Source organism: Bradyrhizobium sp. SZCCHNPS1003, from assembly GCF_032381555.1.
Taxonomy (GTDB): Bacteria; Pseudomonadota; Alphaproteobacteria; order Rhizobiales; family Xanthobacteraceae; genus Bradyrhizobium.
The window spans coordinates 195,729-207,377 of sequence record NZ_JAUHIU010000007.1; the positions used below are offsets into that span (position 1 = coordinate 195,729).

An 11,649-nucleotide genomic window follows, 5' to 3' on the forward strand; every position below is an offset into this window, starting at 1 on the left:
TTGACGACGTAGGTCGATTGGCGAACGATCGGCGCAGCCTCCTCTGAGGCTGGACACCGCGAACTCCCGTCATCCTCAGATCGCCTTGATCTTGAAGAACGCGAACACGACCATCTTGAGCAGCATCCAGCCGTGGCGGAAGCGGGAGATCTGGGTCTCGCCATAGCTGCGCGCGGCGTAGCGGATCGGCAGGTCGATCGATTTCAGGTTCAGCTTGGAGGCGCCGAAGATCAGGTCGAAATCGCCGAACGGATCGAAATCGCCGAAATAGGCCTTGCCGGCCTTGAGCCTGACATAGTCGCTGCGGCGGAGCACCTTGGTGCCGCAGAGCGTATCGGTGTAGCGCTGGTTCAAGAGCCACGAGAACAGATAGGAGAAGGTCTTGTTGGCGATCAGGTTGAGGAAGCGCATCGCGCCCTCGTCCATCGGATAGACCAGGCGCGAGCCGTTGATGAACTCGCCCTTGCCCGAGCGCAGCGCCTCGAAGAACTTCGGCAACTGCTCCGGCGGCATGGTGAGGTCGGCGTCCAGAATCATCAGCACGTCGCCGCGTGCCGCGTCGAAGGCCGTGAACACCGCGTCGGCCTTGCCCTTGCCGGGCTGCCGCATCAGCTTGATGTCGTGGTCCGGGAACGCCTGGCGCACCCGCTCCATCTCCTCATAGGTGCCGTCCCTGCTGTGGCCCTCGATGAAGATGATCTCGATGTCCGGGCAGAACGCGGCGATGCGCCGCACCGCGGGCTCGATGTTGCCGCGCTCGTTGCGCGCGGGGATCACGACGGTCGCCGAGCGGACGTCGTCGCTCACGCAGCGGAGCGAGCGCGACACCAGATAGTGCCGCAGCGACAAGGCGCGTAGAATCGGGAGCACGCTGAGGAAGCGGTTGGCGAAACGGCCGAGGCCGTAGAGCCGCAGCGGCGACAGCACGCGCTGCTCGGATTTCACCGGATCGAAATCGGCAAGCTGCGCGAGATTGCGCAGGTCGGCCGGCGACAGCACGTTCTGCTCCGGCTGCGGCATCCGCAGGCCCAGTGCCTCCGCAGCCTTCAGCAGCGGATACCAGAGGTGCGAGAAGTAGCCGATGACGAGGCGCGTCTCGCGCGTGCACAAGGGGTGCAACTGCTCGATGAACTGCTGGCAGTCGTCGAGCGAACCGATGGTGTCGAGCACCAGAATGACATCGAACGGGCCGCTGGCGGCGGCGAGCGTGGCCGGATCCTCCGCGTCGCCCAGAATGAAGGTCAGCTCAGGATGCCGGCTGCGGGCGATCTTGATCTGCTTTTCGCTGAAGTCGATGCCGACGCCGTAGGACGGCGCGAGCGATGCCAGGGTGTCGCCGAGGCCGCAGCCGATCTCGAGCACGCGGCTGCCCGGCGGGATCAGGAAGCGCAGATAGCACGCGTCCTCGCTGTGAAAGAACGCCGCCTTGTCGCGCCAGCTGGCGCGCGCATCGGCGAAATCGTTGGCATGGTCGAGGATGGCCGCCTTGCGCGGTGACAGCGCCTTCGTTGCCGACGACAGGGTTGCGGCAACCTGCGACCGCTCGCGTTCGTCCTGCCGGACCTCTTCGTCCAACTCCGCCACCTGATACCACCCCTGTTAGGAACTACGTCCTTCTAGGCCAGCCCGGTTGGGCGGAGTCAAGGCGGCGGCAGAGAAGTCCTGCGCTCTGTTGGCATCGTGGCGCCCCTGCTCTGACGCGCGACGGAAACGAGCAGACATCGGCCAGCCACATTGAGGCCGCCGCGATCGTTCGCGCCGCATACCTCCGATCTTTGCATCTCATTCGCGCTCGCAACTAAGCGGGCGCGGGAAGACCGGTGACGCTGGACCGTCGTTGCCAGGTTGGCGCCGGCACCAACGGCTTGAGCGCCCGCGCGCCTGCCTTCGCGGGGCACGGAAGCACCTGACGAGCCCGCAGTCGCGCCCCCTCCTATCAACAGCTGCGCTCACCGTCCGCAGCAGAATTTGTATTTCTTGCCGCTACCGCACGGGCATGGATCATTGCGGCCGACCTTCGCGGTGGCGGCCGCCCGCTTCGGCTGAGTGACGACGGCTCGCGCGTCACCCTCGACGAAGCGCCAGGCGCCGTCGTCGTCGCGGCGAAACTGTGAGACCTCGTGGTGCTCGATGGTCTTGCCGGCCTCGCGATAGGTTGCGACGAAGCTGACGACGCCGTCGGCGTCGCCGGGCTGGCCGCGGACCGACGAGACGATACGCAGGCCGAGCCATGTCGCGCGCGTCGCCCAGGTTCTCGCCGCGGCGGCATCGAACGCGCTGCGACGGTCGGCGGCGAGCGTCGATTCGATGTAGCCGATGTCGCCGCGCGTATAGGCCGTATAGCGCGAGCGCATCAGAGCTTCGGCCGTCGGCGGGCGATCATCACCTTGGAGATAGCGACCGCAACAACGATCGTAGGGAAAGCCTGAGCCGCAGGGACATTGCATGAGACGACGACGGAGCTCCACATTCGAGGTCCTACCATAGCGCGCCGCGAGGCCGAGGCACCCGCGCGTTCGCCCATTGAACAAGAAGGGCGTCACTTGCGGTTGTGACCGCAAAGACGCAGTTCTCGGTTGGCGATCATCCGATATGTGAACGAGGACCTGGCACCGTTTCGAAACCGGCGAATCCGTGTTAACCATTGGTTAAGAACAAGGGTGTTGGGCGCACGGCTGACCGGCCCGGCCCCGCGCGGACCAGAACCTTCCGGGCGCCGCCTCATTACGTGGCGCTTGTGACCGCAAGCCCTCCGCATCATCGGCGGATCAGGGCGCGTGAGACGCCAACGATTTCTTCGCGCGACGCCAGCCCGGCCGCAACAACGAAAGCCCGCTTCGAGGCGGGCCGCTGCTCGATTCCCGATCAAACGTGCACCCGATGCCGGCGCGAGACGCGCTGCGTGCAAACGCAGCGTCGCGCCCATCACCACCGATTGGAGCAGCCCCGATGGCTGATGAGTCCGTAGTCGCATCCATCATTCCCTGGCAGCAGCCGAAGACGGCCAAGCCGCGTCCGAAGCGGGCAAAGGTGGTCAAGCCGCGTCCGCGTCCCCGAGCCGACAAGGCGGAGAAGGCCAAGACGGCGGCGCTGGACGACGAGATGCTGGCCTCCGAGACGCTGATCATGCCGGACTTCCTGGAGTTCGTGAACGAGCCGGCGAAGAGCCGGGCGGCGGCCGAGCCGGCACGGACGGAGGCCGCCGCGAGCGCGGCCGCCGCGGCGATCCCCGCAGCAACCGCGCCGACGACAATGACACCACGGGAAACGCCCGCGGTGATCGAGGGCGAGGTCGTTCCGGCCGCCGCGCCGGTCACTCCGGCCAAGGTCGCACGCGGACGCCTCACCGCCTCGTCGATCCTGCTGCAACTCGCCGCGCTGGCGCTCGCCGCGGTCGGCATGGCGATGAACGGCTGGTTCGCGCATTCGCTCGGCTCGAACAGCACGGCCGGCTGGATGTTTCTCGCGGTCGGGGTCACCGCCGACCTCGTCGCGCTGGTGATGCCGACCTGCGCCGCGCGGCTATGGCAGGGGCGCCATCGCGCCTCGGCCCTGACCGGCTGGACGGTGTGGCTGATGACCTTCGTGTTCGCGGTCACCGCCGGCATCGGCTTCGCCTCGACCAACATCAGCGATGTCACCTTGGCGCGCGCCTCCCGGGTCACGCCCGCGGTGCAGGCCGCACAGACGGCGCTTGCGGATGCAATGACTGCGCGCGACCGCGAGTGCAAGGGCGGCGTCGGCAAGTTCTGTCGGGAGCGCGAGGCCGCCGTCGCCGAGCGCCGGCTGGCGCTGGACGCGGCGATGTCCACGGTCAGCCAGACCGCCGATCCGCAAACCGAGGCCGCGATCAAGTTGGTGGCCTGGGTGTCGCGCGGCGTGGTCAAGCCCTCCGCCGAGGACTTCATCATGCTCCGCCTGATCCTGCTGGCGCTGCTGCCGCAGATCGGCGGCATCCTGCTGATGGTCGGGCGGAGGGTGTGAGAACCCTTTCGCCGCCTGCGAATTTCGTTGCGGGGGCGGCTCAGCGCCTGTTGCGGCCGCGTGACCCCTGCGCACGATGCGCGGCGCGCCACGCGCTCTCGAGCACGGGGCGCAGGCAAGCGGCGTCGACATCGGCCAGCGACACGGTGGTCCAGCCCTGATCACCCCATTTGTTCGGGACCCGGCGAAACACGCCGGGCTGCAGGACGGCATGGTGTTCCTGCTCGTCGGGCGTGAGCAGGACGTTGGCGGATGCGCCATCAGCGGCCAGGGTCGCAAATGTCCGGTGCAGCTTGAACGCAGTGCGATCGAAGTGAGGCGCCTCGGTCGTTCCGGCGAGCGACAAAGCGAGCGTACGAAATTCGTCACCGGTCATCTCGACGCGCCTCGTGCGATCATATTCGAACCATATGACTAGCACCGGCCATGGCGGTCCGCCATGCGGGGCGCACTGCCGCCCTGCACGCGAACGTGATGCCCGGCACCCCGGGGCCTTGATGCATGTCAAAACTATACGACGCCGTTTCTATATGGCTTGCCGCAGGATGGATCAGAGGAGAGCGGCCATGCCGGCACAGAGCACGATGCAGGTCTACCTGAACTGGGCCAGGGAGCGCCTCCACGAGATGGATGCCGCGCTGGCGTCGCTCGAAATCAAGGCGACCGAGGCCGAAGCGGCATCGAAGGCCAAGGCGCAGGAGATCATGGCGGACCTGAAGAAGCGCCGTGGCGATCTCGAGGCCCTGCTCAAGACGCAAGCCGAAGCCGGCGAAGCCGCGATGGCCAGCGCGAAGACCGAGCTGGACGCGCACTGGGCCGGATTCGAGGCGCAGATGAAGGCCTATTTCGACGCCGCCGGCAAGCAGGCCGCGCAGCAGCAGGCGACCTTCAAGGACATCGCCGCCGCGCAGGCAAAGGCGTGGCGGGAGTCGGCCGACAGGTTTCGCGAGGCGGCGGCCAAGGTGACGACGGTCGGCACCACCGATCTCGACGCCGTGCTGAAGCAGCTCAAATCCGACGCGGCGGAGGCCGGCGCCCATCTCGAGAAGCTGAAGCAGACCGGCAGCGAATCCTGGTCGGTGTTCAGCGCCGCCCTGAACGAATCCCGCAAGGCGTTCGACCAGGCCAACCAGGCGGCCTGGAATGCGTTGAAGGGGCCGGGCGCGAAGAGCTGAGGGCATGCGCTACCGACGATTGCTGCAGCCAACGCTGGTGGCCTGCTAATGCCATCAGCGGCCGATCGGGTCGGACATGCCAGCGATAACGGCAACGACCGTTAGGGACTGAGTTCAGTTCCCTTTCGGTCCATTACGTTGCGGCGCTCCGCTGACGCCCGGACTGATCGCGAGCGTGGTGCCCGCGGCACCTCCCGCTTCATAGGCCGCCGTCGACACCATCCGGCTCGTGCTGCGCGCCGACCGCAGCTTCAGATCGAGCTTGTCGAACTCGGCATCGACCACCGAGGTCTTGAGGACGACCAGTCCGCGGCCGCTGCTTTGGTTGACCTGATCCCGGGCCGCCTTCATCGCCACCAAGCGGTCGGCGATCGACACCACCATGCCGAGGGCGAAGGAGGCATTGGCGAGATGCCGGTCCTGGTGCCGGAACCGGCGGTACTCGGCCGAGGTCTTGAAGCGACCGAGTTCGGCGCGCACGGCGTTGTCGATCAATTCCGCCAGGTAGTGCGCAACCTCGACATCCGCGGGGAGACCGAAGAACACATAGCTCGCTTCGCCGGCCGGATTCTTCTCGCGCCAGACCCGGCAATCGCAGAAATGCGCGATCGCGCCGATGCAGTCGTCGAGCGGAATGCGCTTCTTGCGATGGGTCTCATAGACCTTGCGCTCGCACGCCGATGCCCGCAGCTCGAGGTCCGACAGCGACAGGTCGTGGCGATCGAGCAGCTCGGCGACTTTGGCGGCCGCGGACAGCGCCTCGTCCTCGGTGCAGCCATTGGCGATTGTCTTCGCGCGCAAAGCCTGAATGCGGGATTTCAGCTTGTCGAGCGCAACAGGATCGGAGGCGGCAGGATCGAACGTCTGGCTCACCGCTCAAGGCCCATGACAAGCCCCGCCGGGAGGTGGCCGAGGGAGGAACTGGCGGAGAGGGAGGGATTCGAACCCCCGATAGGCTTGCACCTATGCCGCATTTCGAGTGCGGTGCATTCAACCACTCTGCCACCTCTCCAGGCGCAAATCAGGGGCGAGCCCCCGGGTCGGGCGTCGTTCTAGGGCACGATGCAGGGGGTGACAAGGCAGCCGGCCGAATTTTTCCCCGAACCGTCGCGCGGCGCGCGCAGGCCGGTTGCGGTCCGCTCGGGGAAGCGAACCGCTCGCGCGGGTCGGTCGGCTATACCGCCCGACCCGCGCGTCCCGAAGGCCCGAGACTGACGCGTGGGCCCTTCGAACACCGTAGATACTGGTGCGCTCCGGTCAGCGGAACAGGTCGAAATGGTAGTTCACGCCGGCCCGCACCATGTGGATCTTGGCTGCCCGCCAGTCCGGCAGACCGTCGTGCTTGAGGTCGGTGTAGAGATATTCGAGCTTGGCCGACCATTTCGGCAGGAACGCCCATTCGGCACCGCCGCCCGCGGTCCATCCCATCTTCACCTTGTGGATCGGACCGTCCTTCAGCTCGCCGGCCGCGAGGCCCGCAGTGCCGTACAGAAACAGCCGCTGGTCGAGCAGCGTGACGCCGGCGCGGGCGCGCCCGGAGGTCAGCCAGGGCGCACTGATGGCGGGATTGACCAGGTCGCCCTTGCGCGACAGGCCGGTGAAGCCGAGGTCGTTCTCGATGCCGACTACGACGAGCGGCGAGAGCTGGTAGTTGTAGCCGGCCTGCAGGCCGCCAATGACCCCGGACAGCTTGCCGCCATTGCCGCTCGCAGCATTGGCGAACCCATCATTGCCGGTGAAGGCACCGCCGACATTCGCGCCGGCATAGAAGCCGGTCCAGGAGAACGGCGCCGGCGCAGCCGCATAGGCCGGCGCCTTGTACGCGGTCGCCGGCAGGTCCGCCGCCTGCGCCCCGCCGCAGGCCAGCGCGGTCACCGCCAGGGCGGCCAGCCAAGATCTCGCGCCTCTGATCGTCATCTGCTCATACTCCGTTTGGGCGCGAGCGCGCCGTTAAAATCCCACCCCATTTGGGATGCCTTCTTATAAAACCGACTAGACGGTTTGTAAATATGGACTGGCACCGTGCTGATGATTGTTTGGTCGTTGCAGGCCGCGATGGCTGGCGGAGGTCGAAAAGGACAAAGGACAAGCAAGAGGGTGGGACCGCCGTACGCTGACACATACCGGCGGTCCCGTGTCGCTACATCTTGGGGAAACCGACGGAAGAGACGGGGGTCAATCCGGCCGGCCTGAGCGACGCCGGCGACCCTGGGCCATCTGCGCGTGCATCGCAATGTGAACCGTTCCTTAACCTAACCAGTCAAGGTTACCGGGTTTTAGGCCATCCGATTGGTTGCACGGCGGTTTTCCGCACGTCTTGGACCGGGGAGGCACCCCCGCTGCAACGCAGCATCGCTCCCTCCGGGCCGCCGAGAGACACAGTGGCGCGGCCGCGCCGACGCTCAATCCTTCTTCTTGGCCGCCTTCTTGTCGTCGCCCTTCTCGTCCTTCGACTTGTCATCTTTGTCCTTGCGACCGTTCTCCTTGCGACGGTTGGTGAAGCGGGCATTACCCAGCCCGGTGCCGATGGTCAGCACGCCCCAGCGCTCGAACTCCTGCATGAACGGCACCTCGGACAGGCCCTGGACGACGCCGTCATTGTGCATCAGCACCGCGGTGTCGTGATCGCCGATCATCGGGATCGCCTCGACCAGGCTGGCCGGAAGGTTGAACTTGCTGCTCTCCCAATTGCCCGGCAGGTTCTGCGCACCCTTCTCGATCGAGCCGTCCTCGCTGATCACGCCGGGACAGGCAATGCCGATGAACGGCGCGAGCCTGAGCCCCTCGGTATCGGCCTCCTCGATTAGGCCCTTCAGCATCTTGGCGAGCCGCTTGACGGCGCCTTCCCGCGTCGGCTCGTCGTCGGCATGGCGCCACAGATCGGACTTCCAGACCGACGCCTTGGACAGGTCCGGCGCCTTCTTCCGGGCGGTCTCGACGACGCCACAGCGGATGTTGGTGCCGCCGATGTCGACCGCGAGGATGCTGTCATGGGCCTCGAAGATCCACGACGGCGCCAGATGCAGCGCGCCGATCAGCCCGGCATCGTCGGGATGGTAGCGGATCGGCTCCAACTCGACGCCGAAGCCCTCGTCCTTGAGGATGATCTCGGTGCGCGCGATGGCGAGCTCGCCGAGCCGGGAATCCCGAAAGCCACCGCCGACCACGATGCATTCGGTCTTGGCCCAGGCCTTGGTGCGCAGGAAGCGCCGGGTCACATAAGCGAGCTCCTGGGCGAACTCCTCGATCGCCGAATGCACCACCGCCGAAGCCTCGGTGTCGTCGCCGACCAGGATTGCGTCCAGTGCCTTCTTGCTGATGGTGTCGCTGTCCTCGTCACCGAACGGGTCCTTGTCGGATTTGCGCAACGGCTTGCGCCAGCGCTCGAGGATCTTGCGGAACGCGCCCTTGGAGGCGCGATCGCCGAGGAAGCCATCCTCGTCCTTGAGTTCGATGTTGAAGCTGTCGATCTCGACCGACGGCAGCCGCGCCGCGCCGTGGCGGGCGATGCCCGTGGTGGTCATGATGTCGTCGGCCATCGGATCCCTGCCGTGCTGTGCGTTGGCCCGGACAACGGCGCAGGCGACAGTTTGGTTGCGGCGGGAGAGGCGAATGGCGAATAGGAAGAAGCGAATAGGGGTCGAGGTTGGCCGCCACCTGCCTTCCCTACTCGCTATTCGCTACTCCCTATTCGCCCCTTTCCCTTGACTCGTCAGCCGACCCGGCTATAAGCACCCGATCGACCGGCGCGGGTGTTCTCGCGCCGTTTGTCGTTGCGCGTATCCGGCGGGTGTTGAGCCCAAGGGCGCGACGCCGGTCCCGATCGGGCCGGACTTCATGAACCATAACGACTGAACAAGAAGCCGACCCGGGGCCATCGTGCTTCGAGGCCGGGATCGAACACGAAGGATGAGAACGATGTTCGCAGTCATCAAGACCGGCGGCAAGCAATACCGCGTCGCCCCGGATGATGTGCTCGAGATTGGCAAGATCGACGGTGAGCCCGGTACGATCGTGCAGCTGAACGAAGTGCTGGTGGTCGGTGGCGACACCCCGGTGCTGGGCGTGCCTGCCGTGGCCGGTGCGTCCGTGGCCGTCGAGGTGCTCGACCACAAGCGCGGCCCCAAGGTCATCGCGTTCAAGAAGCGCCGCCGCAAGAATTCGCGCCGCAAGCGCGGCTACCGGGACGAGCTGACGCTGATCCGCGTCAGCGAAATCCTGACCGGCAACGCCAAGCCGACCAAGGGCCCGCGGCCGAAGAAGGCCAAGGCGGAAGCCCCGGCGGCCGACGCCGCCGAGTAAGCGTGCCGGCGCGATTGCCGCGCCGCATTGGCTTGAACCCTCATCGCGCGGATTTTTCGTCCGCGCCCAGCAAATGTGAATGATCCCTTGGCGGAATCGCGCTAAAGGTGATCGCGAGATCGGAGACGAGCGATGGCTCATAAAAAGGCAGGCGGTTCATCCCGCAACGGACGCGACTCCAAGGGCAAGCGCCTCGGCATCAAGGCGTTCGGCGGCGAGCGCGTGATTCCCGGCAACATCATTGCGCGTCAGCGCGGCACGACCTGGCACCCCGGCCTCAACGTCGGCATGGGCACGGACCACACCCTGTTCGCCAAGATCGAGGGCGTCGTCGAGTTCCATGACCGGGCCAACCGCACGTTCATTTCGGTGCGGCCGGTAGCCGCCCAGGCTGCCGAATAGAATAACGGTGGAACAACATGCGTCCGCCGGGTCCTGATGAACCGGCGGAGCGCCAGATGGCTCCAGGGGAGGCGGGACAACCGGCCTCCCCTTTTCTTTTTCGCTGATCAGTTGATCCCGAAGCGTCGATGGAGCCCGACATGCTGCAGGACATCACGACTCCCACCTTGCGCGAGGCGAGACCTTGCGTCCTCGAGACCCCCCGGCTGACGCTGCGTGCGCCGGTGCTCGCGGACGTGACTGCCATCGCCCGGCTCGCCGACGACCGTGTTATCGCCGAGAACACCCGCCGCCTGCCGCACCCGTATTCGGAGGTCGATGCCGCCCGTTTCGTGCGCGCGCTGGCGGAGCAGGCAGGCGAGACCGCCTTCCTGATCGAACACCTGGACACGCCGATCGGCATGGTTGGCATTAACCGTCCTGCGCAAGGGCGGGCCGAGCTCGGCTACTGGCTCGGCGTCGATCATTGGGGCCGCGGCTTCGGCACCGAAGCCGCGCGCGCCGCAATCGACCATTTCTTCGAGACGAGCGAGGACAATTTGCTGATCGGGCACGCCCGCGTCAGCAACCCAGCCTCGCGCAACATCCTGGAAAAGTGCGGCTTCCAATGGACCGGCGTCGAGCTGCACCGCTTCGAGGTGATCGGCTCCTCCGCCCCGGTCGACGCCTTCCGCCTCACCCGCGGTGTCTGGGGATCGCTGAAGGCCTGGGCCAACGCGGGACGGCGGAACTAGGCCGGGCCACCCTCCCCTGGAGGGGGAGGGTGGCATCTCAGGCCGGCGGATTCACCGCACCCTGTCCCTGCCCCAGGCTTCGTTCCCGCAAGTAGATGTACAGCCCCGCGCCGATGATGATGGTGGCGCCGACGATCGTCGCGGGATGCGGCACGTCGCCGAACACGACGAAGCCGAACAGCACGGCCCAGACGATCATCGTGTACTGATAGGGCACGACCACTGAGGCCGGCGCGAGCTTCAGCGAGCGGTTGACGCAGAACAGCGCGGTCACCGAGATGATGCCGGCGGCCGCGAACATCACCAGGCTGCCGGGCGTCGGCGTCACCCAGCCGAACGAGGACATCGCCGCGCCGAGCAGGAAGGTCCCGACGAATTGCGACGACGCCATCACGATGTCCGGCGTTGCGCGCAGGCTGCGCGTGATCAGCATCAGCACCGCGAACGACAGACTGCCGCCGAGCGCGATCAGCGCCGGCAGGCTGAAGGTCTGCGCCGAGGGCCGCAGCGCGATCAGCACGCCGCAGAAGCCGATCAGGATCGCGGTCCAGCGTCGCCAGCCGACATGCTCGCGCAGCACCAGCGCAGACAGCGCGGTGACGAAGATGGGACCTGCGAGATAGTAGGTGATGACGTCGGCAAGCGGCAGATAGACGGTGGCGAGAAAGAACGCCGCGACCTCGAGCGTCGACAGGATCACGCGCACCAGCTGTAGCCAAGGACGCTCGAGCTGCAGAAAGGCGGCTCGGTTGCGCCAGATGAACGGCGCGAGCAGCAGCAGCGCCGCACAGGCGCGCAGCCACAGCAGTTGGCCGACGGCATAGGTCGACACCAGGAACTTGCCCAAGGCATCGCCGAACGAGAACATCGAAATCGACAGCAGCATCAGGCCGATGCCGGCCAGCCGCGCCGATCGTACATCGTTTTGGACGGAGATCCGGGAGAGGAGGGTCATTGCGCAATGGGCTGGTTGTTCTGGCTGAAGCCCGGGTGCGATATGGTCGCGGTATCCCGGCCTTCACTTCTTCATCGGCTCGTTTAGGAGTCGTGAG

General features: G+C 66.3%; 12 protein-coding genes and 1 tRNA gene. 5 read left to right on the top strand and 8 right to left on the bottom strand.

Going from position 1 to position 11,649, the window contains the following annotated elements:
• Window positions 1–75: 75 nt before the first annotated feature.
• Together QX126_RS13555 and QX126_RS13560 are read right to left on the bottom strand one after the other, a co-directional pair.
• Window positions 76–1,584 carry a bifunctional class I SAM-dependent methyltransferase/glycosyltransferase family 2 protein gene (locus QX126_RS13555; RefSeq protein WP_315781586.1) on the bottom strand — a complete coding sequence of 503 codons (1,509 nt, stop codon included), beginning with the start codon at window positions 1,582–1,584 and terminating at the stop codon, window positions 76–78.
• A gap of 365 nt (window positions 1,585–1,949) precedes the next feature.
• Window positions 1,950–2,447, bottom strand: coding sequence for a YchJ family protein (locus tag QX126_RS13560; protein ID WP_315770675.1), 498 nt, complete (start codon window positions 2,445–2,447; stop codon window positions 1,950–1,952).
• A 502-nt stretch (window positions 2,448–2,949) separates the two neighbouring features.
• Here QX126_RS13560 and QX126_RS13565 point away from each other — a divergent pair.
• Window positions 2,950–3,984, top strand: a complete 1,035-nt coding sequence (locus tag QX126_RS13565) for a hypothetical protein (RefSeq protein WP_315777265.1) — start codon at window positions 2,950–2,952, stop codon at window positions 3,982–3,984.
• Between the two features lie 40 nt (window positions 3,985–4,024).
• On the opposite strand, the gene QX126_RS13570 is transcribed toward QX126_RS13565, so the two are convergent.
• Entirely contained in the window at window positions 4,025–4,360 is a 336-nt protein-coding gene (locus QX126_RS13570) for an MmcQ/YjbR family DNA-binding protein (protein WP_315781588.1), read from the bottom strand.
• Window positions 4,361–4,550: 190 nt separating this feature from the next.
• Between QX126_RS13570 and QX126_RS13575 the strand changes: the two genes are divergently transcribed.
• Window positions 4,551–5,159 carry a hypothetical protein gene (locus QX126_RS13575; RefSeq protein WP_315777267.1) on the top strand — a complete coding sequence of 203 codons (609 nt, stop codon included), beginning with the start codon at window positions 4,551–4,553 and terminating at the stop codon, window positions 5,157–5,159.
• 114 nt (window positions 5,160–5,273) lie between these two features.
• Here the strand turns inward: QX126_RS13575 and QX126_RS13580 are convergent, their stop codons facing one another.
• The 4 genes from QX126_RS13580 to QX126_RS13595 all read right to left on the bottom strand — a co-directional run bounded on the left by QX126_RS13580 (window position 5,274) and on the right by QX126_RS13595 (window position 8,698).
• The gene (locus QX126_RS13580) at window positions 5,274–6,032 is read right to left on the bottom strand and encodes a DUF2786 domain-containing protein (RefSeq protein ID WP_315781591.1); all 759 of its coding nucleotides are present in this window, start codon (window positions 6,030–6,032) and stop codon (window positions 5,274–5,276) included.
• 49 nt (window positions 6,033–6,081) lie between these two features.
• Window positions 6,082–6,171: transfer RNA gene (locus QX126_RS13585), tRNA-Ser, on the bottom strand.
• Window positions 6,172–6,416: 245 nt separating this feature from the next.
• Window positions 6,417–7,076, bottom strand: a complete 660-nt coding sequence (locus QX126_RS13590; protein ID WP_315781594.1) for an outer membrane protein — start codon at window positions 7,074–7,076, stop codon at window positions 6,417–6,419.
• 485 nt (window positions 7,077–7,561) lie between these two features.
• Entirely contained in the window at window positions 7,562–8,698 is a 1,137-nt protein-coding gene (locus QX126_RS13595) for an ROK family protein (RefSeq protein WP_315781597.1), read from the bottom strand.
• Window positions 8,699–9,077: 379 nt separating this feature from the next.
• Here QX126_RS13595 and rplU point away from each other — a divergent pair, with 379 nt between their 5' ends.
• The 3 genes from rplU to QX126_RS13610 all read left to right on the top strand — a co-directional run bounded on the left by rplU (window position 9,078) and on the right by QX126_RS13610 (window position 10,597).
• On the top strand, window positions 9,078–9,461 hold the full coding sequence (gene rplU / locus QX126_RS13600) for a 50S ribosomal protein L21 (RefSeq protein ID WP_315757168.1): 384 nt from the start codon (window positions 9,078–9,080) through the stop codon (window positions 9,459–9,461).
• Window positions 9,462–9,593: 132 nt separating this feature from the next.
• Window positions 9,594–9,863: a 50S ribosomal protein L27 gene (rpmA, locus tag QX126_RS13605; protein ID WP_008961804.1), complete on the top strand. Its 270-nt coding sequence runs from the start codon at window positions 9,594–9,596 to the stop codon at window positions 9,861–9,863.
• A gap of 140 nt (window positions 9,864–10,003) precedes the next feature.
• The gene (locus QX126_RS13610) at window positions 10,004–10,597 is read left to right on the top strand and encodes a GNAT family N-acetyltransferase (RefSeq protein WP_315781600.1); all 594 of its coding nucleotides are present in this window, start codon (window positions 10,004–10,006) and stop codon (window positions 10,595–10,597) included.
• Window positions 10,598–10,634: 37 nt separating this feature from the next.
• Here the strand turns inward: QX126_RS13610 and QX126_RS13615 are convergent, their stop codons facing one another.
• Window positions 10,635–11,552 (bottom strand): DMT family transporter, encoded by a 918-nt coding sequence (locus QX126_RS13615; protein WP_315757166.1) that lies wholly within the window; start codon window positions 11,550–11,552, stop codon window positions 10,635–10,637.
• Window positions 11,553–11,649 lie beyond the last annotated feature (97 nt).

What these genes read in the sequence shown, in the direction of transcription:
- QX126_RS13590 (WP_315781594.1), bottom strand. Translation starts at nt 7,076, where the DNA reads ATGACGATCAGAGGCGCGAGATCTTGGCTGGCCGCCCTGGCGGTGACC.
- QX126_RS13615 (WP_315757166.1), bottom strand. Translation starts at nt 11,552, where the DNA reads ATGACCCTCCTCTCCCGGATCTCCGTCCAAAACGATGTACGATCGGCG.
- rplU (WP_315757168.1), top strand. Translation starts at nt 9,078, where the DNA reads ATGTTCGCAGTCATCAAGACCGGCGGCAAGCAATACCGCGTCGCCCCG.
- QX126_RS13560 (WP_315770675.1), bottom strand. Translation starts at nt 2,447, where the DNA reads ATGCAATGTCCCTGCGGCTCAGGCTTTCCCTACGATCGTTGTTGCGGT.
- QX126_RS13575 (WP_315777267.1), top strand. Translation starts at nt 4,551, where the DNA reads ATGCCGGCACAGAGCACGATGCAGGTCTACCTGAACTGGGCCAGGGAG.
- QX126_RS13595 (WP_315781597.1), bottom strand. Translation starts at nt 8,698, where the DNA reads ATGGCCGACGACATCATGACCACCACGGGCATCGCCCGCCACGGCGCG.
- QX126_RS13570 (WP_315781588.1), bottom strand. Translation starts at nt 4,360, where the DNA reads ATGACCGGTGACGAATTTCGTACGCTCGCTTTGTCGCTCGCCGGAACG.
- QX126_RS13565 (WP_315777265.1), top strand. Translation starts at nt 2,950, where the DNA reads ATGGCTGATGAGTCCGTAGTCGCATCCATCATTCCCTGGCAGCAGCCG.
- rpmA (WP_008961804.1), top strand. Translation starts at nt 9,594, where the DNA reads ATGGCTCATAAAAAGGCAGGCGGTTCATCCCGCAACGGACGCGACTCC.
- QX126_RS13610 (WP_315781600.1), top strand. Translation starts at nt 10,004, where the DNA reads ATGCTGCAGGACATCACGACTCCCACCTTGCGCGAGGCGAGACCTTGC.